At 72.7% G+C, this 20,615-nt stretch carries 24 protein-coding genes; 4 read left to right on the forward strand and 20 right to left on the reverse strand.

Annotation, left to right across the window (positions count from 1 at the left end; translation table 11 throughout):
* Positions 1–67: 67 nt before the first annotated feature.
* The 8 genes from QSK45_RS05580 to QSK45_RS05615 all read right to left on the reverse strand — a co-directional run bounded on the left by QSK45_RS05580 (position 68) and on the right by QSK45_RS05615 (position 6,016).
* Complete coding sequence (locus QSK45_RS05580) at positions 68–844, reverse strand: DsbA family protein (RefSeq protein WP_285553811.1); 777 nt, start codon at positions 842–844, stop codon at positions 68–70.
* A gap of 98 nt (positions 845–942) precedes the next feature.
* On the reverse strand, positions 943–1,761 hold the full coding sequence (gene trpA / locus QSK45_RS05585; RefSeq protein WP_285553813.1) for a tryptophan synthase subunit alpha: 819 nt from the start codon (positions 1,759–1,761) through the stop codon (positions 943–945).
* Positions 1,758–3,041, reverse strand: a complete 1,284-nt coding sequence (trpB, locus tag QSK45_RS05590) for a tryptophan synthase subunit beta (RefSeq protein ID WP_285553814.1) — start codon at positions 3,039–3,041, stop codon at positions 1,758–1,760. The genes trpA and trpB overlap by 4 nt, the downstream gene beginning before the upstream one ends.
* A gap of 70 nt (positions 3,042–3,111) precedes the next feature.
* Positions 3,112–3,315, reverse strand: coding sequence for a tryptophan biosynthesis modulator TrpM (gene trpM, locus QSK45_RS05595; protein WP_285553815.1), 204 nt, complete (start codon positions 3,313–3,315; stop codon positions 3,112–3,114).
* Between the two features lie 20 nt (positions 3,316–3,335).
* Entirely contained in the window at positions 3,336–4,145 is an 810-nt protein-coding gene (trpC, locus tag QSK45_RS05600) for an indole-3-glycerol phosphate synthase TrpC (RefSeq protein ID WP_285553818.1), read from the reverse strand.
* 134 nt (positions 4,146–4,279) lie between these two features.
* The gene (locus QSK45_RS05605) at positions 4,280–4,672 is read right to left on the reverse strand and encodes a DUF2752 domain-containing protein (RefSeq protein ID WP_285554636.1); all 393 of its coding nucleotides are present in this window, start codon (positions 4,670–4,672) and stop codon (positions 4,280–4,282) included.
* 273 nt (positions 4,673–4,945) lie between these two features.
* Entirely contained in the window at positions 4,946–5,209 is a 264-nt protein-coding gene (locus QSK45_RS05610) for an HGxxPAAW family protein (protein ID WP_285553819.1), read from the reverse strand.
* Between the two features lie 168 nt (positions 5,210–5,377).
* Positions 5,378–6,016 (reverse strand): TIGR02234 family membrane protein, encoded by a 639-nt coding sequence (locus QSK45_RS05615; protein WP_285554640.1) that lies wholly within the window; start codon positions 6,014–6,016, stop codon positions 5,378–5,380.
* Between the two features lie 259 nt (positions 6,017–6,275).
* On the opposite strand from QSK45_RS05615, the gene QSK45_RS05620 reads away from it, so the two are divergent.
* Positions 6,276–7,484, forward strand: a complete 1,209-nt coding sequence (locus QSK45_RS05620) for a S53 family peptidase (protein ID WP_285553821.1) — start codon at positions 6,276–6,278, stop codon at positions 7,482–7,484.
* 11 nt (positions 7,485–7,495) lie between these two features.
* On the opposite strand, the gene QSK45_RS05625 is transcribed toward QSK45_RS05620, so the two are convergent.
* Together QSK45_RS05625 and hisI are read right to left on the reverse strand one after the other, a co-directional pair.
* On the reverse strand, positions 7,496–8,983 hold the full coding sequence (locus QSK45_RS05625; RefSeq protein WP_285553823.1) for an anthranilate synthase component I: 1,488 nt from the start codon (positions 8,981–8,983) through the stop codon (positions 7,496–7,498).
* A gap of 11 nt (positions 8,984–8,994) precedes the next feature.
* Entirely contained in the window at positions 8,995–9,444 is a 450-nt protein-coding gene (gene hisI / locus QSK45_RS05630; protein WP_285553824.1) for a phosphoribosyl-AMP cyclohydrolase, read from the reverse strand.
* Positions 9,445–9,526: 82 nt separating this feature from the next.
* On the opposite strand from hisI, the gene QSK45_RS05635 reads away from it, so the two are divergent.
* Complete coding sequence (locus tag QSK45_RS05635) at positions 9,527–10,162, forward strand: TIGR03085 family metal-binding protein (protein ID WP_285553826.1); 636 nt, start codon at positions 9,527–9,529, stop codon at positions 10,160–10,162.
* 16 nt (positions 10,163–10,178) lie between these two features.
* Positions 10,179–10,577 (forward strand): VOC family protein, encoded by a 399-nt coding sequence (locus QSK45_RS05640; RefSeq protein WP_285553827.1) that lies wholly within the window; start codon positions 10,179–10,181, stop codon positions 10,575–10,577.
* 3 nt (positions 10,578–10,580) lie between these two features.
* On the opposite strand, the gene QSK45_RS05645 is transcribed toward QSK45_RS05640, so the two are convergent.
* The 10 genes from QSK45_RS05645 to hisD all read right to left on the reverse strand — a co-directional run bounded on the left by QSK45_RS05645 (position 10,581) and on the right by hisD (position 18,669).
* Positions 10,581–11,828, reverse strand: coding sequence for an MFS transporter (locus QSK45_RS05645; RefSeq protein WP_285553829.1), 1,248 nt, complete (start codon positions 11,826–11,828; stop codon positions 10,581–10,583).
* A gap of 398 nt (positions 11,829–12,226) precedes the next feature.
* Positions 12,227–12,817 (reverse strand): ArsR/SmtB family transcription factor, encoded by a 591-nt coding sequence (locus QSK45_RS05650; protein WP_285553831.1) that lies wholly within the window; start codon positions 12,815–12,817, stop codon positions 12,227–12,229.
* Between the two features lie 120 nt (positions 12,818–12,937).
* Positions 12,938–13,708 (reverse strand): imidazole glycerol phosphate synthase subunit HisF, encoded by a 771-nt coding sequence (gene hisF, locus QSK45_RS05655; protein WP_285553833.1) that lies wholly within the window; start codon positions 13,706–13,708, stop codon positions 12,938–12,940.
* Between the two features lie 6 nt (positions 13,709–13,714).
* Complete coding sequence (locus QSK45_RS05660; protein ID WP_285553835.1) at positions 13,715–14,110, reverse strand: RidA family protein; 396 nt, start codon at positions 14,108–14,110, stop codon at positions 13,715–13,717.
* Positions 14,107–14,832, reverse strand: coding sequence for a bifunctional 1-(5-phosphoribosyl)-5-((5-phosphoribosylamino)methylideneamino)imidazole-4-carboxamide isomerase/phosphoribosylanthranilate isomerase PriA (gene priA, locus QSK45_RS05665; protein WP_285553836.1), 726 nt, complete (start codon positions 14,830–14,832; stop codon positions 14,107–14,109). Before priA ends, QSK45_RS05660 begins: the two co-directional genes overlap by 4 nt.
* Positions 14,833–14,835: 3 nt before the next feature.
* Positions 14,836–15,486: an imidazole glycerol phosphate synthase subunit HisH gene (gene hisH / locus QSK45_RS05670; RefSeq protein ID WP_285553838.1), complete on the reverse strand. Its 651-nt coding sequence runs from the start codon at positions 15,484–15,486 to the stop codon at positions 14,836–14,838.
* The gene (locus QSK45_RS05675) at positions 15,477–15,641 is read right to left on the reverse strand and encodes a hypothetical protein (RefSeq protein WP_285553840.1); all 165 of its coding nucleotides are present in this window, start codon (positions 15,639–15,641) and stop codon (positions 15,477–15,479) included. Before QSK45_RS05675 ends, hisH begins: the two co-directional genes overlap by 10 nt.
* A gap of 3 nt (positions 15,642–15,644) precedes the next feature.
* On the reverse strand, positions 15,645–16,238 hold the full coding sequence (gene hisB / locus QSK45_RS05680) for an imidazoleglycerol-phosphate dehydratase HisB (RefSeq protein ID WP_285553842.1): 594 nt from the start codon (positions 16,236–16,238) through the stop codon (positions 15,645–15,647).
* On the reverse strand, positions 16,235–17,347 hold the full coding sequence (locus QSK45_RS05685; protein ID WP_285553844.1) for a histidinol-phosphate transaminase: 1,113 nt from the start codon (positions 17,345–17,347) through the stop codon (positions 16,235–16,237). The genes hisB and QSK45_RS05685 overlap by 4 nt, the downstream gene beginning before the upstream one ends.
* Positions 17,344–18,669, reverse strand: coding sequence for a histidinol dehydrogenase (gene hisD, locus QSK45_RS05690; RefSeq protein WP_285553846.1), 1,326 nt, complete (start codon positions 18,667–18,669; stop codon positions 17,344–17,346). The genes QSK45_RS05685 and hisD overlap by 4 nt, the downstream gene beginning before the upstream one ends.
* A gap of 195 nt (positions 18,670–18,864) precedes the next feature.
* Between hisD and QSK45_RS05695 the strand changes: the two genes are divergently transcribed.
* Complete coding sequence (locus QSK45_RS05695; RefSeq protein ID WP_285553848.1) at positions 18,865–20,442, forward strand: oxidoreductase; 1,578 nt, start codon at positions 18,865–18,867, stop codon at positions 20,440–20,442.
* Positions 20,443–20,615: the final 173 nt, after the last annotated feature.

Below are 20,615 nucleotides of genomic sequence, written 5' to 3' on the forward strand. Positions count from 1 at the left end.
ACCGTGCCGGGCCCCGGCGACACCAAGCCGCCTGGCTACGGGTCCGTAACAGGGACGTGAGAATCGCTTACCCGCGGGCCGCCGACTCCACCATCTGCTTGAGCTTGGCGGGGGTCATCGTCTGGTCCTGGTAGATGTTCTTCCCGCCGAGCAGCACCGTGGGCGTGCCGGTGAGGCCGCCGCTCTGGAAGGCCTTCTGGGAGCGGTCCACCCAGGCGTCGTGCGTCCCCGCGTCCACGCACTTCCGGAACGCCGGCGTGTCCAGGCCGCCGACCTTGCCCGACAGCGTGATCAGCTTGGCGTTGTCGGCGAAGGCGTCGTCGGTCTCCTTGGGCTGGTTCGAGTACAGCACGTCGTGGAAGTCACGGAACCTCCCGGCATCCTGGGCGCAGGCCGCCGCGTTGGCCGCGCGCAGGGAACCGGTGCCGCCGAGATTGCCGTCGATCAGCCGGACCAGGTGGTACTCGATCCGGAGCTTGCCCGAGTCGACCAGTTCATGGAGCGTGGGCCGGTACGCCGCCTCGAACGCCTGGCAGGCGGGGCAGCGGAAGTCCTCCCAGACCGTGAGCGTCGACTTCGCGCGGTCCTTGCCGACGGGGATCGCGAGACTGTCCTTGCCCTGGGCGCCGGAGGGCGCCACGACCGGGCCGGCGTTGCTGCTCGACTTGTTCTTGCCCGCGTTCGCGGCGATCACGCCGATCACCGCCGCCAGGGCCAGCACGCAGGCGACGCCGGCACCCACGATCAGGGTGCGCCGCCGCTTCTCCGCGGACTTCTGCTTCTCGCGCTCGACCGCCAGCCGCTCCCGGGCGGTCCGCTTTCCGTCACGGTTCTTCTCGCTCACACCCCCAGAACGAACCGGGGAGGCGCAGCGCGCCTCCCCGACCCGAGGTCCACCCGTTCGAGTGACCGGAATGACCTGGTATGCGACGACCCGAGCGGTTACGCCTGCCCGCGCACGCCCTTCGCCAGGTCCCCGGCCAGCTCGCGCACCGCCGCCATGCCGGACGCGTGGTCCGGGGCGTCCAGCATCCGCTTGACGAAGGCCGAGCCGACGATCACACCGTCGGCGAAGGAGGCGACCTCGGCGGCCTGGACCGCGTTCGAGACGCCGAGGCCCACGCAGACGGGCAGTGCGGTGCCGGTGGCGCGGGTGCGTTCCACCAGGTCCTGGGCCTGCGCGCCGACGGACTCCCGGGTGCCGGTGACCCCCATGAGCGAGGCGGCGTAGACGAAGCCGCTGCCCGCCGCGGTGATCTCGGCGAGCCGCGCTTCCTTGCTGCTCGGCGCCACCACGAAGACCGTGCCGAGGCCGTGCTTCTCGGCGTGTTCGCGCCACAGCGCCGACTCCTGCACCGGCAGGTCGGGCAGGATGCAGCCCGCGCCGCCCGCCTCGGCCAGCTCCGCGGTGAACCGCTCGACGCCGTAGCGGTCGACGGGGTTCCAGTACGTCATCACGAGCACGGGCTTGCCGGTGGCCGCGTGGGCCTCCCTGACCGTGCGCATCACGTCCGCGATCTTGACACCGCCGCGCAGGGCGATGTCGTCGGCGGTCTGGATGACCGGGCCGTCCAGGACCGGGTCGCTGTGCGGCAGGCCCACCTCGACCACGTCGGCGCCGCCGTCGAAGACGTTCTTGATCGCCTCGATGCCGCCGTCCACGGTCGGGAACCCGGCCGGGAGGTAGGCGATGAGCGCGGCCCGGCCCTCGGCCTTGGCGGCGGCGAGGGTGTCCGTCAACAGCTGGAGGTTCCCGCTCACTTGGCGTCCCCCTCGATCTCGGCGGTGGCGGCGGCGTCGGCGGCCACCTCGGCGTCGGTGTCGTACAGCCCGAAGTAGCGGGCCGCGGTGTCCATGTCCTTGTCGCCGCGCCCGGAGAGGTTGACGACGATCAGCCCGTCCGGACCCAGCTCCTTGCCGACGTCCAGGGCGCCGGCGAGGGCGTGGGCGCTCTCGATGGCCGGGATGATGCCCTCGGTGCGCGACAGCAGGCGCAGGGCCTGCATGGCGGCGTCGTCGGTGACCGCGCGGTACTCGCCGCGCCCGGAGTCCTTGAGGTAGGCGTGCTCGGGCCCGATGCCGGGGTAGTCCAGCCCCGCCGAGATCGAGTAGGGCTCGGTGATCTGGCCTTCCTCGTCCTGGAGGACGTAGGAGCGGGAGCCGTGCAGGATGCCGGGCTCGCCCGCGGTCAGGGTCGCCGCGTGCTCGCCGGTCTCGATGCCGTGGCCCGCCGGTTCGCAGCCGATGAGGCGGACGTCCGTGTCGGGGATGAAGGCGTGGAAGAGACCGATGGCGTTGGAGCCGCCGCCGACGCAGGCGACGGCCGCGTCCGGGAGGCGTCCCGCGCGCTCCAGGATCTGGCGGCGGGCCTCGACGCCGATGACCCGGTGGAAGTCGCGGACCATGGCCGGGAAGGGGTGCGGGCCCGCGACGGTGCCGAACAGGTAGTGGGTGCGGTCGACGTTGGCGACCCAGTCGCGGAACGCCTCGTTGATGGCGTCCTTGAGGGTGCGGCTGCCGGACTTCACGGCCACGACCTCGGCGCCGAGGATGCGCATCCGGGCCACGTTCAGGGCCTGGCGCTCGGTGTCGATCTCGCCCATGTAGATGGTGCAGTCGAGGCCGAACAGCGCGCAGGCGGTGGCGGTGGCGACGCCGTGCTGGCCCGCGCCGGTCTCGGCGATGACGCGGGTCTTGCCCATGCGCTTGGTGAGCAGCGCCTGGCCGAGCACGTTGTTGATCTTGTGGGAACCGGTGTGGTTCAGGTCCTCGCGCTTGAGGAACACCCGGGCGCCACCGGCGTGTTCGGCGAACCGGGGCACCTCGGTGAGCGCCGAGGGGCGTCCCGTGTAGTTGACCATCAGGTCGTCGAGTTCGCGGGCGAACTCGGGGTCCTGCCTGGCCTTGTCGTACTCGACGGCGACCTCGTCCACGGCGGCGACGAGGGCCTCCGGGATGAACTTGCCGCCGAACGCCCCGAAGTAGCCTTCGGAGCTGGGGACCTGACCCTCCGGGTCAGGGAAGAAGTAGTTGCTGGGCATGCCAGTACCTCACGGTGAGTGCGTGTGAAAAGACACTTTTCGCCGTGGGGGCGGAGCTGATGGGGCGACGTCAGGCCGTACGTGGCCGGTCGCGCAGTTCCCCGCGCCCCATGGGGGCGCGATGCCATCGACGTCCGTTCACCTGTCCCGGCTCGTCACCGATGACGTAGCGCACCCGGCGGCCGTGGACGCGCCGGGCGGGGGCACGGCAGCCCCTCGGGCGGCAGCCGCGCGCCAGGCGGGCGTAGCGGTCCACGGTCGTCACGGTGATCACGGGGTCAGCCTAGCGGGAGATCAGTCGCGGCCGTGCCGCAGCGCGGGGTGTTCGCCCGCGGCGACCAGGTCGGAGACCGCGGTCTTCGGGTCGCGGCCGGTGACCAGGGACTCGCCGACCAGGACGGCGTCTGCCCCGGCGTTGGCGTAGGCGATCAGGTCGTGCGGGCCGCGGACGCCGGACTCGGCGACCTTGACGATGTTCTCCGGGATCTCGGGGGCGATCCGCTCGAAGGTGCCGCGGTCGACCTCAAGGGTCTTGAGGTTGCGCGCGTTGACGCCGATGACCCGGGCGCCCGCGGCGACGGCGCGCTCGGCCTCCTCCTCGTCGTGCACCTCGACCAGCGGGGTGAGACCGATGGAGACGGCACGCTCGATCAGGGACTCCAGGGCCGGCTGCTCCAGGGCGGCCACGATCAGCAGCGCGAGGTCGGCGCCGTACGCGCGGGCCTCCCACAGCTGGTACGACGTGACGATGAAGTCCTTGCGCAGGACCGGGATGTCCACGCGGGCGCGGACGGCCTCCAGGTCGGCGAGGGAGCCGCCGAAGCGGCGCTGCTCGGTGAGGACGGAGATGACGGACGCGCCGCCCGCCTCGTAGTCCGCGGCGAGACCGGCCGGGTCGGCGATCGCGGCCAGCGCGCCCTTGGAGGGGCTGGAGCGCTTGACCTCGCAGATCACCTTGACGCCGTCGCCCTTGAGCGCGGCCACCCCGTCCTTGGCGGCGGACGCCTTGGCCGCGCGCTCCTTGAGCTCGTCGAGGCTGACGCGTGCCTGCCGCTCCGCGAGGTCGGCACGGACTCCGTCGATGATCTCGTCGAGCACACTCACGCGAGCGGCCCCCTTTCAGACGGTCGGTTCCTTCAGGTCGTGAAACCCGTGGTCACTCGATGGTATCCGGAGCAGGGCCCCGGCCCCGCATCCGGTGGACGCCGGTTTCACTCCTTGGACACCGGCGTCGCAGGTCAGGGGTGCAGCCAGGCGCCGAACGGCAGATTGCGCACGACGGTGAACACCAGCAGCAGCGCGCCCAGGGACCACATCTGGGCGGAACCGAGCCGGAGCTGCGCGGGCCGGCCGCGCCATGCCCGTGCGGCCCAGACCACCCACAGCACCGCGAAGAGGAGGTAGCCGGCCACGGCGGGCGCGTTGTCGTGCAGCGCGGCCACCAGGTCCCCGTGCACGAAGGCGTGCGCGCTGCGCAGTCCCCCGCAGCCGGGGCAGTACAGGCCGGTGAACCGGTAGAGGGGGCAGACCGGGTAGTGGCCGGGGTGGTTCGGATCGACGGCCCCGACGTAGGCGAAGGCGCCGACGACGGCCGCGAGCGTACCGGCGGGGGTGGCGAGGCGCCGCCACAGGGGCGCGGGCGGAGCGGTCGCGCCACCGGGCCGGGCGGCGGCCCATGGCCGCGGGACGGCCGCGGCGGCCGGCCCGGGGTCGGCCGGGAGAAGGGCGGGGGGCGCGGCGGGCGGGGCCGGTCGGTTGGCGGCGGTCACGGGAGCATTGTCGCCGACGCCGCCGCCGCGCGCGCGGGAAAGGACCCGCGTGCCGACCCCGGCGACCGCGAAGGGCGGCCCGGCTCCGTCAGGAACACCGGGCCGCCCTGGAGGAAGCGGTGCCGCGCTCGGCCGTCAGCTCTCCACCGCGACCGGCTCGCGCGCGGCGAGCCGGGTGTCGCCGACCATCGCGAGGGGCTTCGCGTCCTGGCCGAGGCCCATGGCCTTCATGATCCCGCCGACGACCCCGCCGCCGAGGATGAGAGCCATGCCGACCCAGAAGCCGATGACGCTGCCCATCACCATCAGGGCGCCGGCGACCAGGAAACCGATGAAGGAAATGATGACGCCGGTCCAGGCGGCCGGGGTGTGACCGTGGCCGTGGCTGCTGCCCGCCATGTCTGTGCTCCTCGTTGCTGTGTACGTGTCCCAGAAGAGCGACGTACGTGTCGTACGGCTCCGAGCCCGCCCGATCACTGTCCGAGCCGGACGCTCGTCGTCCATTGTCCCGTACGCGCACGCGCGCCGGACGCGGGGGTGGCGTCTGGTTCGCCACACCGCGGGGGGTCAGGCGCCGGTGGGGTCCTCGCCCCGGTCCAGGGCCTTCCAGATCTCCTCGGGCCGCTCCGGGTCGACGGGCCGGGCCGTCTTCCGCGGGCGGTCGGTGCCGCGCTCGTAACGCCCGGACATGGCCGGCCAGGCGCGGCCGAAGCGCAGGGCGAGCAGCCCGGCGAGCAGGATCAGCAGACCGCCGGCGGCCGCCACGTAGGGCCAGCCGGTGTGGGTCAGGGCCGCGACCGTGGCGGTGGTGTCGCCGCTGGCCTGGGCGGCCTTCTCGTCCAGCGCGGTGCTGTCGGAGGCGGAGGCCAGGGCGGCGGCGATGATGCCCGCGCCGGACAGCGCGAGCAGTCCGGCGACCAGGACCCGGCCGGCCCGGCGTACGGCGAAGACGGCGACGAGCGCGGCGAGGCCCACTATGGCGAGGGCCGCGGGCACACCCGTGACGTCGCTGCCCTTCGCGGTGAGCGGGAACGCGCCGCCGGCCACCGACGCGGTGCCCTCCGCCCAGCGCTGCCGGCTGGCGAGCAGCGCCACGGCCGCGCCGAGCGCGCCGAACAGCAGGGCCATGGCGAGGCTCCGGCGGCCGGACCGGGTGGGCGCGGCGGCTTCGGAACGGGGGTGAGGAACGGCAGTCACGTACTCCACTATCGCCTGACCCTCCGGGGAACCGTCATCCGGGTCCGTCAACCCATGATCCTTCCGTTTTTCGGTCACGACTCCCCCAGCAATGCGACATGAACATTACAGATACGGCAAAGGAACGCCCCTGGTCCAACATCCACCTTGTTGACGTGCCCCCGACATCCGTACGTTCTGCGCGACCCGGGCGCACCCCGTGCCACCAGGTCGAATCGCGCACCCCCCACAGCCCTTTCCGCCCCACCCGTCTCGCGGAGGACGTACGTTGCGCAGAACCGCTTCCCTCACCACCGTGGCCACCCTTGCCACGGCCGCCCTCGCCCTGGCCGCACCCGTCGGCCAGGCGGCCCAGGCCACCTCCCACGGCGTCACCGTCGCCCACGCCTGCGCCGCCCCGGCGAAGGGCCAGATGGCCTGTAACGCCCTCCAGGTCACCGGGGGCACCCCGAAGTCGGCGCACGCCGAGAGCGACCTGACCGCTGCCGCCGCCCCCTCCGGCTACGGCCCCGCCTCGCTCCAGGCGGCCTACAACCTGCCCTCCGCCACGGGCGGTTCGGGCCAGACGGTGGCGATCGTCGACGCCTACGACGACCCGAACGCCGAGGCCGACCTCGCCGTCTACCGCTCCCAGTACGGCCTGTCGGCCTGCACCACGGCCAACGGCTGCTTCAAGAAGGTCGACCAGAACGGCGGCACCAGCTACCCGCGCGGCGACTCCGGCTGGGCCGAGGAGATCTCCCTCGACCTCGACATGGTCAGCGCCGCCTGCCCCAACTGCAAGATCCTGCTGGTGGAGGCCAGTTCGGCCAGCATGACCAACCTCGGCACCGCCGTGAACACCGCGGTGAAGCTGGGCGCGAAGTTCGTCTCCAACAGCTACGGCGGCTCCGAGTCCTCCAGCGACTCGACGTACGACTCCTCGTACTTCAACCACCCGGGTGTCGCCATCACCGTCTCCTCCGGTGACAACGGCTACGGCACCGAGTACCCGGCGGCCTCCCCGTACGTGACGGCGGTCGGCGGCACCTCCCTCAGCTCGGCCTCCAACTCCCGCGGCTGGACCGACAGCGTGTGGAGCGGGGCGGGCTCGGGCTGCTCCAAGTACAGCGCCAAGCCGAGCTGGCAGAAGGACACCGGCTGCGCCATGCGCACGGTCGCGGACGTCTCGGCGGTCGCCGACCCGAACACGGGTGTCGCGGTCTACGACACCTACCGTACGGCCACCGGCTGGATGGTCTTCGGCGGCACCAGCGCCTCCTCCCCGCTGATCGCGGCGACCTACGCGCTGGGCGGCGCCCCGTCGGCCGGCTCCTCCCCGGCGTCCTTCCCGTACGCGCACACCTCGGCGCTGTACGACGTGACCAGCGGCTCCAACGGCAGCTGCGGCGGGTCCTACCTGTGCACCGGCACCACCGGGTACGACGGTCCGTCCGGGCTCGGCGTCCCGAACGGCACCGCCGCCTTCACCGGCTGACCTCCACTGGGTCAGAGCCGGTTGGCCGTGTGTACGGCGCGGAGGACCGCCGCCGCCTTGTTGCGGCACTCCTGGTCCTCCGCCACCGGGTCGGAGTCGGCGACGATGCCGGCTCCGGCCTGCACGTATGCCGTGCCGTCGCGCAGCAGGGCGGTACGGATGGCGATCGCGGTGTCGGAGTCGCCCGCGAAGTCCAGATAGCCGACGCACCCGCCGTACAGGCCGCGCCGGGACGGCTCCAGTTCGTCGATGATCTGCATCGCGCGGGGCTTGGGGGCGCCGGAGAGGGTGCCGGCGGGGAAGCAGGCCGTGAGCACGTCGAAGGCGGTACGGCCGTCGGCGACCCGTCCGGTGACGGTGGAGACGATGTGCATGACGTGCGAGTAGCGCTCGACGGACATGAAGTCCACCACCTCCACCGAGCCGGGCTCGCAGACCCGTCCGAGGTCGTTGCGCCCGAGGTCGACCAGCATCAGGTGCTCGGCGCGCTCCTTGGGGTCGGCGAGCAGTTCCTCGGCGAGCGCCTGGTCCTCCTGCGGGGTGGCGCCGCGGGGCCGGGTGCCGGCGATGGGGTGCACCATGGCACGCCCGTCCTCGACCTTGACCAGGGCCTCGGGCGAGGAGCCGACGACGTCGAAGGCGCCTCCCTCCCCGTGGGGGAACCGGAACAGGTACATGTACGGCGACGGGTTCGTCGCCCGCAGCACCCGGTAGACGTCGAGCGCGCTCGCCGTGCACGGGGTCTCGAAGCGCTGGGACGGTACGACCTGGAAGGCCTCACCCGCCCGGATGCGCTCCTTGACGTCCTCGACGGCGCGCCGGAAGTCGGGGCCGCCCCACAGCGCGGTGTACTCGGGCAGCTCGGAGGGCGGCAGCACGGCCGGGGGCTGGGCCACCGGGCGGCCGAGGTCCGCCTCCATGGCGTCGAGGCGGGCCACCGCGTCGGCGTAGGCCTCGTCCACGCCGGTGTCCAGGTCGTTGTGGTTGATCGCGTTGGCGATCAGCAGGACCGAGCCCTCCCAGTGGTCCATCACGGCGAGGTCGCTGGTCAGGAGCATGGTCAGCTCGGGCAACCCCAGGTCGTCGCGCTCGCCGGGGCCGATCTTCTCCAGCCTGCGCACGATGTCGTAGCCGAGGTAGCCGACCATGCCGCCGGTGAAGGGCGGCAGGCCCTCCTCACGCGGGGTGTGCAGGGTCTGGAGGGTGGCGCGCAGGGCCTTGAGGGGGTCACCGTCGACGGGGACGCCGACCGGCGGGGTGCCGAGCCAGTGGGCGGCGCCGTCGCGGGTGGTCAGGGTGGCGGCGCTGCGGACGCCCACGAAGGAGTAGCGCGACCAGGAGCGGCCGTTCTCCGCGGACTCCAGCAGGAAGGTCCCGGGGCGCTCGCCTGCCAGCTTGCGGTAGAGGGCGACGGGGGTGTCGCCGTCGGCGAGGAGCTTGCGGGTGACCGGGATGACGCGCCGGTCGGCGGCGAGCTTGCGGAAGGTCTCCAGGTCCATGGCGGCGGGCCTCACTGGTCCGCGCCGGACGGGAGACCGGCGTCCTTGAGGAGCACGTCCTCGTCGAAGCAGGTGCGCGCGCCGGTGTGGCAGGCGGCGCCCTCCTGGTCGACCTGGACCAGCACCGTGTCGGCGTCGCAGTCGAGCGCGACCGACTTGACCCACTGGACGTGGCCCGAGGTGTCGCCCTTGACCCAGTACTCCTGGCGGCTGCGCGACCAGTAGGTGCAGCGGCCGGTCGTCAGGGTCCGGTGCAGCGCCTCGTCGTCCATCCAGCCGAGCATGAGCACCTCTCCGGTGTCGTGCTGCTGGGCGATGGCGGGCAGGAGGCCGTCGGCGCTGCGCTTGAGGCGGGCGGCGATCTCCGGGGCGAGGCCGCTGGCGGGGACACTGTGGCGCGAAGCGCCTCCGTCAGGGGCGGTGGCCGGGTGACGGGCGGGCGTGCCGGGCGTACTGGTCATGGACGCCATTGTGCCGCGCCCTGCCGACGGCACCGGGCGGGTGTCCACTGCGCGGACCGGTGGCTGGCCGTAGGCTGACCCCATGTCGACCTTCGCCAAGCGTGAACGGCTCCTGTTCGCCGACCTCTTGGAAACCGTGGGCCCGGACGCGCCGACTCTGTGCGAGGGCTGGCGGACCCGGGACCTGGCCGCGCACGTGATCGTGCGCGAGCGCCGCCCGGACGCGGCCGGGGGCGCGCTGATCAAGCAGCTCGCCGGTCGCCTGGAGAAGGTGATGGCGGAGTACACCGCGAAGCCGTACGAGGAGCTGATCCAGCTGATCCGCACCGGGCCGCCGCGGTTCTCGCCATTCCAGGTCAAGCAGGTGGACGAGGCGGCGAACACGGTGGAGTTCTACGTCCACACCGAGGACGTGCGCCGGGCGCAGCCGGACTGGAGCGCGCGGGAGCTGGACCCGGTGTTCCAGGACGCGCTGTGGTCGCGCCTGGAGCGGACGGCGCGGCTGCTGGGGCGCGGGGTGCCGACCGGGCTGGTGCTGCGCCGGCCGGACGGGCAGACCGTGGTGGCGCACAAGGGCGCGCCGGTGGTCACGGCGACCGGGGAGCCGTCGGAGCTGCTGCTGTTCGCGTTCGGCCGGGACCGGGCCGCGCGGGTGGAGCTGGCGGGCGACGCGGACGCGATCGACAAACTGCACTCGTCCAAGCAGCTGGGGTTCTGACCAGGGGGGCCGGCCCGTGATCAAGGTCGCGATGACAGGGGTGTACGTGGACGACGTGGCGAAGGCGCACGCCTTCTACACGGAGGTCCTCGGCTTCGAGACCCGCACCCGCAGGGACCTCGGCGACGGCACCCTGTTCGTCACGGTGGGCGCGCCCGAGGGCGGCCAGCCGGACCTCCAGCTGCTGCTGGAACCGGGCCAGGGTCCCATCGCCGACTCCTACCGCCGCGCGCTGTACGACGCGGGCATCCCCTGCATCGTCTTCTCCGTGGACGACCTCGCCGCCGAGCACCGGCGGCTCAGCGGCCTGGGTGTCCGCTTCCCGCACGGCCCGCGGGAGCAGGGGCCGGTGCTGGCGGCGGTGTTCGACGACACGTGCGGCAATCTGGTGCAGCTGGTTCAGCCGAGAGGGTGAGCCTCAGCGGGGCAGTTCGGCGCGGCGCAGGGCCGGTACGACGAGGGCGACGACCCCGCCGAGGGCGGACACCCCGGCGCAGACGGCGAACACCGGGCCGGCCTCCCAGCGGGCCACGGACCAACCGACCAGCGGGAAGGTGAGCGGCGCGACGCCGTAACCGACCAGTGTGGACACCGAGGTGACCCGGCCGACGTAGGCGGCGCCCGCGTTGCTCTGGACCAGCGCGGCGGCGAGGGCCCCGGACAGGCCCGCGAGCAGTCCGACGACCAGGGCCGCACCGGCCGCGCCCGCGGCGGACGGGACGCGTGCCAGGGCGGCGACCGCGAGGGCCCCGGCGACCGTCGAGGCGGCCATCACCCGTCCGGCGTGCGGCACACGGCCGCGCCAGGCCAGCAGCACGGAGGCGCTTCCGGCGCCGGCGCCGAACCCGGCGAGCACCAGGCCCATGCCCGCGGAGCCCCAGCCGCGCTCCTGGGCGAGCAGGGTCAGGCCGAGGTTCATGGGGCCGACGAAGCCCAGGTCGTTCAGGGCGATGGAGAGGACAAGGAAGCGCAGGACGGGGTCGCGCCCGATGTGCCGCAGCCCGTCGCGCAGTTCGGCGAGGACCCCCCGCCGTGCCGGCGCGTCGTGCGCCGGCACTCTCACCCGCACGGCGGACAGGGTGATCAGGGACGCGCCCATCAGTAGGGCGGCGAGCCCGAACGCGCCGCCGGTACCGCCCAGGGCGACGCCGAGCCCCCCGATCGGGCCGCCGAGCACGTTGGCGAGCCGGGTGCCGAGGCCGCGCATGGCCTGGACGCGGGCGAGCTGGTCGCGCCCGGCGAGCAGGGCGGGCAGGGCGCCGGCGGCGGGCAGGAACACCGCGTCGACGACACCGAACAGCACGGCCACGATCCCGAGGCCCCACAGCCCGGGGCCGGTGGCGAGCAGCAGGACGGCGGCCGTGAGGACCAGCGCCGTGCGCGCTCCGGTGCTCGCCAGGACGACCCGTCGCGGCCCGTAGCGGTCGGCCACCACTCCCCCGCCCAGCATGAGCAGGGCCCGCGGCAGCGCGCTCGCCGCGGTGACGAGCCCGGCCTGGGCGGGGGTGCCGGCCTGGACGGCGGCCCAGGACAGCGCCAGGAAGTAGACGTTGTCACCGACCGCGGAGCCGACGTGACCGCCCAGCCAGCGCAGGACGTTGCCGTCCCGGTGGGCGACGCGTTCGGGCTCGGTTTCGGCGGAGGTGGACGCGACGGTCGAGCTCAAGGCGGGCTCCTGGTGAGGCCGGGACGGGGAACGCGAGCGGGGCGGGCTCCCCGTGGAGCCGCGACGGGGACGCGGTGGTGCGGTGGCGCGGCTCGGCCACGGAACCGGAACGCGGCGGGCACTCGGCCACGGAACGGAACACCGCGGCGGGACAGCACTCACGCCCCCGGAACCGAACACGGTGCCGGAACGACACCCGGACACGGAACGGAACTCGGCGCCGGGGAGCACCCCGGACACGGGACCGAACGCGGGGCGAGGCTCGGCCACGGAACCCGGAGGCGAGGCGACGCCCGGCACGGAACCGGAACGCGGCAGGCGCCTGGACACGGGACGGAACACCGCGACGGGGCGGCGCTCCGACGCGGAGCGGGAGCATGACGATGCCGCGGAGGGCCTCAGGTGCGGAACGGGAAGGCGTAGGTGTGCACGGCGACGTTCTCGCGGCCCGTCACGTCCCCGGCCGCCTCCGCGGCCCGACCGCGCTCGTCGTAGCGCCGGAGCAGCGCGCGCATCTCCCGTGTCAGCTCGGCGGTTTCCGCGGCGGTGAGACGCAGCGCGGACTCGGAGGACTCCGCCGCGTCGTTCCACTCCTCGCCCCAGTGGGCGCGCTCGTCCAGAAAGCGCCGGTACATGTCGGCGCGCTGCTCGAAGAACAGCCGGCTGGCGGCGGTGTGCGCGGCGGCCTTCTCGGGGGCGTCGCGGAAGTCCTCGTCGTGGATGGCGACACCCTCGGACGCCGGCCGCCACCACCGCTCCCGCCCGTCCGCGCGCTGCCGCTCGGCCTCCTCGATGAGCCCGTGCTCGGCCAGCTTGCGCAGGTGGTAGCTGACCAGGGACACCGCCTCGTCCACCTGCTCGGCCAGCTGGGACGCGGTCGCCGTACGGGCCAGGGTCAGGGCGCGGTACAGCCGTGCCCGCAGCGGGTGCGCGAGCGCCTTCAGCGTGCCCACGTCCCTGATCCGGCGGTCTCTCTCCCTCTCCGTCATGTCATCCACCCTAGATACGAAAGGAATCTTGCGCAATCTTTTTTGCGCAAGATTCCTTTCGTATTCGGGGGTGAAAAGACCCCGGCGGCTCCTGCCACCGGGGTCCGACCGCTTGCCGCGTCAGCGCACCGGGTGCCCCGCCTCCCGCAGCGTCTCCTTCACCTCGCCGATCCGCAGATCGCCGAAGTGGAAGACGGAGGCGGCGAGCACCGCGTCCGCGCCCGCGGCGACGGCCGGCGGGAAGTGCGACAGCTTGCCGGCGCCGCCCGAGGCGATCACCGGGACGGAGACGTGCTTGCGGACGGCCGCGATCATCTCCAGGTCGTAGCCGTCCTTGGTGCCGTCGGCGTCCATCGAGTTCAGCAGGATCTCGCCCGCGCCCAGCTCCGCGGCGCGGTGCGCCCACTCGACGGCGTCGATGCCGGTACCCCGGCGGCCGCCGTGCGTGGTGACCTCGAAGGACCCGGACGAGCCACTGCCGGAAGGGGTACGGCGGGCGTCGACCGACAGCACCAGCACCTGGCGGCCGAAGCGCTCGGCGATCTCGCGGATCAGCTCGGGGCGGGCGATCGCCGCGGTGTTCACGCCCACCTTGTCGGCGCCCGCCCGCAGCAGCTTGTCCACGTCCTCGACCGAGCGGACGCCGCCGCCCACGGTCAGCGGGATGAACACCTGCTCCGCGGTGCGGCGCACCACGTCGTACGTCGTCTCCCGGTCGCCCGAGGACGCGGTGATGTCCAGGAACGTCAGCTCGTCGGCGCCCTCGGCGTCGTACACCTTGGCCATCTCGACGGGGTCGCCCGCGTCGCGCAGGTTCTGGAAGTTGACGCCCTTGACGACCCGGCCGTTGTCGACGTCCAGGCAGGGGATGACTCGGACCGCCAGGCTCATGACTGCTCAGGCTCCTCTGAATGCTTCAAGCTCTACTTCGACCAGGATGCGCGGGTCCACGAAGCCCTCGACCACCAGCAGGGTCGACACCGGACGCACGGAGTCGAACAGCTCCTTGTGGGCCCGCCCGGCCTCGTCGACGTCACGCACATGGCTCAGGTACATGCGGGTGCGGATCACGGACTCGACGCCGAGACCGAACTCCTTCAGCGCTTCGAGGGCGTTGCCGAAGGCGACCCGGGTCTGCTCGTACGGATCGCCCTCGCCGTACAGGACCGTGCCCTTGAAGGACGTGGTGCCGCCCACCGACACCCGGTCCCCCGCCGCGACGGCGCGCGCGAAACCGAAACTCTCCTCCCAGGGACTTCCGCTCTGCACCCGCCGTACGGCTTCGGACGTCATGACGACACAGCCTCCAGGGCCTCTTCCAGGGTGAACGCCTTCGCGTACAGGGCCTTCCCGACGATGGAGCCCTCGACACCGAGGGGTACCAGCTCGGCGATGGCACGCAGGTCGTCCAGGGACGACACGCCGCCGGAGGCCACGACCGGGCGGTCGGTGGCCGCGCACACGTTGCGCAGCAGCTCCAGGTTGGGGCCCTGGAGGGTGCCGTCCTTGGCGATGTCGGTGACGACGTAGCGCGCGCAGCCCTCCTTGTCCAGGCGGTCCAGCGTCTCGTAGAGGTCGCCGCCGTCGCGGGTCCAGCCGCGGCCGCGCAGGGTGGTGCCGCGCACGTCCAGGCCGACGGCGATCTTGTCGCCGTGCTCGGCGATCACCTTGGCGACCCACTCGGGGCTCTCCAGGGCGGCGGTGCCGAGGTTGACGCGGGTGCAGCCGGTGGCGAGGGCGGCGGCGAGGGTGTCGTCGTCGCGGATGCCGCCGGACAGCTCCACCTTGATGTCCATGGCCTTGGCGACCTCGGCGATCAGCGCCCGGTTGTCACCGGTGCCGAAGGCCGCGTCCAGGTCGACCAGGTGCAGCCACTCGGCGCCGGACCGCTGCCAGGCGAGGGCGGCCTCCAGCGGGGAGCCGTAGGAGGTCTCGGTCCCGGACTCGCCGTGGACGAGGCGTACGGCCTGGCCGTCGCGGACGTCGACGGCGGGGAGGAGTTCGAGCTTGGCCATGGTCTACAGGGTTCCGATCCAGTTGGTGAGGAGCTGGGCACCGGCGTCGCCGGACTTCTCGGGGTGGAACTGGGTGGCCCACAGGGGGCCGTTCTCCACCGCGGCCACGAAGGGCTTGCCGTGCGTGGCCCAGGTGACCTTGGGCGCGGCGATCACCGGGTTGTTGGTCTCCTGCGTCCAGTCGTGGACGGCGTAGGAGTGCACGAAGTAGTAGCGGGCGTCGGCGTCCAGGCCGGCGAACAGCTCGGAGTCGGCGGGGGCGTCGACGGTGTTCCAGCCCATGTGGGGCACCACGTCCGCCTCCAGGGGTCCGACCGTGCCCGGCCATTCCTCCAGGCCCTCGGCCTCCACGCCGTGCTCGATGCCGCGCGCGAACAGGATCTGCATGCCGACGCAGATGCCCATCACCGGGCGCCCGCCGGACAGCCGGCGGTCCACGACCCAGTCGCCGCGGGCGGCGAGCAGGCCCCGCATGCAGGCGGCGAAGGCGCCGACGCCCGGCACCAGCAGGCCGTCCGCGTTCATCGCCTTGTCGAAGTCACGCGTGATCTCCACGTCGGCGCCGACCCGCGCGAGGGCACGCTCGGCCGAGCGGACGTTGCCGAAGCCGTAGTCGAAGACCACGACCTTCTTCGCGACAGGGCTCAATTCCACACCTCCAACCGCATGACGCCCGCGACCAGGCACAGGCCGGCCGCGAGGGAGAGGAGCACGATCAGGCTCGTGGGCATCTTCTGCTTGGCGAAGGAGATGATGCCGCCGACCAGGAAGAGGCCGACGACGATCAGGATGGTCGACAGACCGGTCATGGGTTACAGCGCGCCCTTCGTCGACGGGAGGATGCCGGCCGCGCGCGGGTCGCGCTCGGAGGCATAACGCAGCGCCCGCGCCAGCGCCTTGAACTGACACTCCACGATGTGGTGGGCGTTGCGTCCGTACGGTACGTGAACGTGCAGGGCGATCTGCGCCTGGGCCACGAACGACTCCAGGATGTGCCGGGTCATCGTGGTGTCGTACTCGCCGATCATCGGCGCCATGTGCTCGGGCTCGGTGTGCACGAGGTAGGGGCGGCCGGAGAGGTCGACGGTGACCTGGGCGAGGGACTCGTCCAGCGGGACCGTGCAGTTGCCGAAGCGGTAGATGCCCACCTTGTCGCCGAGCGCCTGCCGGAAGGCGGCGCCGAGCGCGAGGGCGGTGTCCTCGATGGTGTGGTGGGAGTCGATGTGCAGATCGCCGTCGGTCTTCACGGTGAGGTCGAACAGGCCGTGGCGGCCGAGCTGGTCGAGCATGTGGTCGTAGAAGCCGACGCCGGTGGCGATGTCGGTCCGCCCGGTGCCGTCGAGGTCTATCTCGACCAGGACCGAGGTCTCCTTGGTGGTGCGCTCGACGCGCCCTGCGCGGCTCATGCCTCAAGCTCCTTCTTGACTTCACGTGCGGCGTCGAGGAACGCGTCGTTCTCCTCGGGCGTGCCCGCGGAGACCCGCAGCCACCCCGGTACGCCGTTGTCCCGGACCAGGACGCCCCGGTCGAGGATCTTCCGCCAGGCCCCGTGGGCGTCGGCGAACCGGCCGAACTGCACGAAGTTGGCGTCGGACTCGACGACGTCGTAGCCGGTCGCGCGCAGCTCGGCGACCAGCCGGTCGCGCTCGGACTTCAGCTGCTCGACGTAGCCGAGCAGGGTGTCGGTGTGCTCCAGGGCGGCCAGCGCCGTCGCCTGGGTGATCGCCGACAGGTGGTACGGCAGCCGGACCAGCTGGACGGCGTCCACGACGGCCGGGTCGGCCGCGAGGTAGCCGAGGCGCAGGCCCGCCGCGCCGAACGCCTTGGACATGGTGCGCGAGATCACCAGGTGCGGGCGGCCCTTCAGCAGCGGCAGCAGCGAGTCGCCGTGGCTGAACTCGACGTACGCCTCGTCCACGACCACCATCGACGGCTTGGCCGCCTGCGCCGCCTCGTACAGCGCGAGCACCGTCTCCGGTCCGACCGCGTTGCCCGTGGGGTTGTTGGGGGTGGTGATGAAGACGACGTCCGGCTTGTGCTCGGCGACGGCCTTCCCGGCGGCGACGACGTCGATGGAGAAGTCCTCGGCGCGCGGCCCGGAGATCCAGCCGGTGCCGGTGCCGCGGGCGATGAGCCCGTGCATCGAGTACGACGGCTCGAAGCCGATCGCGGTGCGGCCGGGGCCGCCGAAGGTCTGGAGCAGCTGCTGGATGACCTCGTTGGAGCCGTTCGCCGCCCACACGTTCGCCAGGGTGAGCGGGAACCCGCCGGTCCTGGTGAGGTACTTGGCCAGCTCGGTGCGCAGCAGGACCGCGTCCCGGTCGGGGTAGCGGTTCAGGTCGCGGGCGGCCTCCCGGACCCGCTCCGCGATCCGCTCGACGAGCGGCTCGGGCAGCGGGTAGGGGTTCTCATTCGTGTTCAGCCGTACCGGAACGTCCAACTGGGGCGCTCCGTAAGGGGACTTGCCGCGCAGCTCGTCCCGGATGGGGAGGTCGTCGATCCTCACGTCGCTCACTTGCTTTCCGGTACCTTCCAGCCGAACCTCGCCTTGATCGCCGCACCGTGCGCCGGGAGGTCCTCCGCCTCCGCCAGCGTCACCACGTGGTGCGCGACCTCGGCCAGCGCGTCCTTCGTGTAGTCGACGATGTGGATGCCGCGCAGGAAGGACTGCACGGACAGGCCCGAGGAGTGGCAGGCGCACCCGCCGGTGGGCAGCACGTGGTTGGACCCGGCCGCGTAGTCGCCGAGCGAGACGGGGGCCCAGGGGCCGATGAAGACCGCGCCCGCGTTGCGCACCCGGTCGGCGACGGCGGCGGAGTCGGCGGTCTGGATCTCCAGGTGCTCGGCGCCGTACGCGTCGACCACCTTCAGACCCTCCTCGACGCCGTCCACGAGGACGATCGCGGACTGCTTGCCCGCGAGGGCCGGGCGGATCCGGTCGTCGGTGTGCTTGGTGGCCGCGACCTGCGGCTCCAGCTCCTTCTCCACCGCGTCCGCGAGCTCGGGGGAGTCGGTGACGAGGACGGCGGCCGCGAGCGGGTCGTGCTCGGCCTGGCTGATCAGGTCGGCGGCCACGTGCACCGGGTCGGCGGTGTCGTCGGCGAGGATCGCGATCTCGGTGGGTCCGGCCTCGGTGTCGATGCCGATCCGGCCGGTGAAGTAGCGCTTGGCGGCGGCCACCCAGATGTTGCCGGGGCCGGTGACCATGTTGGCGGGCGGGCAGGACTCGGTGCCGTAGGCGAACATCGCGACGGCGGTGGCGCCGCCGGCCGCGTACACCTCGTCCACGCCGAGCAGCGCGCACGCGGCCAGGATCGTCGGGTGCGGGAGACCGTCGAACTCGGCCTGCGCCGGGGAGGCGAGCGCGATGGACTCGACGCCGGCCTCCTGGGCCGGGACCGCGTTCATGATCACGGAGGAGGGGTAGACGGAGCGGCCCCCCGGCGCGTACAGCCCGACGCGCTCGACCGGAACCCACTTCTCCGTCACCGAGCCGCCGGGGACGACCTGGGTGGTGTGCGTCGTCCGGCGCTGCGCGCGGTGGACGAGCCGGGCGCGTCGGATGGACTCCTCCAGGGCGGCGCGCACCTCCGGGTCGAGGCCGGCCAGCGCGTCGGCGAGCGCCTGGGCCGGGACACGGACGGATTCCAGCCGTACTCCGTCGAACCTCTCCGCGAAGTCGATCAGCGCCGCGTCGCCACGATGATGCACGTCCTCGCAGATCGGACGCACCTTCTCCAGGGCGGCCTGAACGTCGAAGTCGGCTCGGGGCAGCAGGTCACGCAGGGCGGGGCCCTCGGGGAGGGCGTCGCCGCGCAGATCGATTCGGGAGATCACAGTCCCAATTCTCTCAGACCGCCGTCCGTAGTCGTCCGCACGTATCAGTGGCTGATACAGCACGTGGACCAATGCCTGGTACAGACGCTGGCCGGAACCCGGAAGATCCCCTTCACCCCTGGTGTTCCGGGCGTCACTCAGCGGGCATCAACGGCTGGACGAAACACCCGAACAGCGGAGAAAGAAGGAACAGCGGTGACCGAGGGGACCGGCTTCGCCGCCGGGGACCTGCCGGACGACCTGACCGCGGCCGAGGCGGGCATGTGGCAGGCGTTCCGCAACGGCAGCGTGTACGACCTGAGCAGCGGCGACCATGTCGTGGACGACCCGCACGGCGGGCATCCGTGGGGGCCCGAGCGGTCCGTGCGGGCGCGCATCCTGTGCTGGCTGCTCCTGGACGGGCCGCCGGCGCTGGCCGGGCGGGTGTCCGCGCTGAAGCTCGCCGGGGTGCGCGTCACCGGCACCCTGGACCTGGCGGGCGGCAGCGTGCGGCCGTACGCCGAGCTGCGCGACTGCCGCTTCGACGACCAGGTGCTGGTGCCGGAGGCGCGGTTCAGCACGTTGCGCCTGGTGAACTGCTCGGTGCCGCGCCTGGAGGCGGCCCGGGTGCACACCGAGGGCGATCTGCATCTGCCGCGCTGCCGGTTCCAGAACGGGGTCCGGCTGACCGACGCGCACATCGGCACCGACCTGCTGCTCAACCAGGCGATCGTGTACCGGGACCGCAGCGGCCGGTCGATCTCGGCGGACGGCCTGTCGGTCGGCCAGGACCTCCAGGCGGAGCTGCTGGAGTCGCACGGTGAGCTGCGGCTGCGCGGCGCCCAGATCGGGGTCTCGCTGAGCCTGCGCGGTGCGCGGCTGTCCAACCCGTACTCCCGGCTGGCCCTGAACGCGCCCCAGCTCAGCGTGGAGCGCACCCTGTACCTGACCCCGGCGGGGGTGGGGAACCCGCTGCTCAGCGGCACCACACCGGCGCGCGGCACCCGGATACAGCGGTTCGAGTGCGAGGGCGGGCTGCGGCTGGACGACGGGCGGTTCGGGGACGCGGTGGACCTGGAGCGGGCCCGGTTCACCCTCACGGACGACCAGGAGCTGTCGCTGCGCCGGGTGCACGCGCCCGAGCTGCGCTTCCTCGGGGACGGTCCGCAGCGCGGCAAGGTGGTCCTCTCCGGGGCGCGGATCGTGAACCTGGTGGACCGCGCGGGTGCCTGGCCGGGCGCGGGACGGCTGCACATGGGCGGCTTCACGTACGAGAACCTGGTGCCGCAGGGGCCGTTCCCGCTGACCCGGCGCCTGGACTGGATAGCCGCGGCCACCGCCGAGTACGCCCCGGAGCCGTACGAGCGGCTGGCCTCGGTGCTGCGGGGGGCCGGGGAGGACGAGGACGCCCGCGAGGTGCTCCTCGCCAAGCAGCGCAGACGCCGCGAGACCCTGCCGCTGGCGGGCAAGCTCTGGGGCTACGCCCAGGACCTGGCGGTCGCGTACGGCTACCGGCCCGGCCGCGCCGCGGTCTGGATGGCGGTCCTCTGGGCGGCGGGCACCCTGGCCTTCTCCCACGCCGCCCACCCCCCGATGAACCACGACGACCACCCCTACTGGAGTCCGGCCCTGTTCACCCTGGACCTGCTGCTGCCGGTCATCGACCTCGGCCAGGTCGGCGAGTGGCAGCTGCGCGGCGCCTGGCAGTGGCTGGCGGCCGCGATGATCCTGCTCGGCTGGATCCTGGCGACGACGGTGGCGGCGGGGGCGACCCGGCTGCTGCGGCGCAGCTGACGCCGACCCGTCCGCCCGGGACCCGGGCCGGGCGCGGGAGGACCCGGGTCCGTGAGGATCCCGCTTGCCCGCTCCCGTCGCACAAAAGCGGAACAGTCGCCCTTTACCGGTCCTTGACCCTCGGACGTACAACCTTCCCCGACTTCCCCCAACCCTCTGGCGCGGCCCCGACC

This window comes from Streptomyces hygroscopicus subsp. hygroscopicus (assembly GCF_030269125.1).
GTDB classification, from domain to species: Bacteria; Actinomycetota; Actinomycetes; order Streptomycetales; family Streptomycetaceae; genus Streptomyces; species Streptomyces hygroscopicus_C.

What these genes read in the sequence shown, in the direction of transcription:
- trpB (WP_285553814.1), bottom strand. Translation starts at nt 3,041, where the DNA reads ATGCCCAGCAACTACTTCTTCCCTGACCCGGAGGGTCAGGTCCCCAGC.
- QSK45_RS05610 (WP_285553819.1), bottom strand. Translation starts at nt 5,209, where the DNA reads ATGGCGGGCAGCAGCCACGGCCACGGTCACACCCCGGCCGCCTGGACC.
- QSK45_RS05625 (WP_285553823.1), bottom strand. Translation starts at nt 8,983, where the DNA reads ATGGACCTGGAGACCTTCCGCAAGCTCGCCGCCGACCGGCGCGTCATC.
- hisI (WP_285553824.1), bottom strand. Translation starts at nt 9,444, where the DNA reads ATGACCAGTACGCCCGGCACGCCCGCCCGTCACCCGGCCACCGCCCCT.
- QSK45_RS05635 (WP_285553826.1), top strand. Translation starts at nt 9,527, where the DNA reads ATGTCGACCTTCGCCAAGCGTGAACGGCTCCTGTTCGCCGACCTCTTG.
- QSK45_RS05650 (WP_285553831.1), bottom strand. Translation starts at nt 12,817, where the DNA reads ATGACGGAGAGGGAGAGAGACCGCCGGATCAGGGACGTGGGCACGCTG.
- hisF (WP_285553833.1), bottom strand. Translation starts at nt 13,708, where the DNA reads ATGAGCCTGGCGGTCCGAGTCATCCCCTGCCTGGACGTCGACAACGGC.
- QSK45_RS05660 (WP_285553835.1), bottom strand. Translation starts at nt 14,110, where the DNA reads ATGACGTCCGAAGCCGTACGGCGGGTGCAGAGCGGAAGTCCCTGGGAG.
- priA (WP_285553836.1), bottom strand. Translation starts at nt 14,832, where the DNA reads ATGGCCAAGCTCGAACTCCTCCCCGCCGTCGACGTCCGCGACGGCCAG.
- QSK45_RS05675 (WP_285553840.1), bottom strand. Translation starts at nt 15,641, where the DNA reads ATGACCGGTCTGTCGACCATCCTGATCGTCGTCGGCCTCTTCCTGGTC.
- hisB (WP_285553842.1), bottom strand. Translation starts at nt 16,238, where the DNA reads ATGAGCCGCGCAGGGCGCGTCGAGCGCACCACCAAGGAGACCTCGGTC.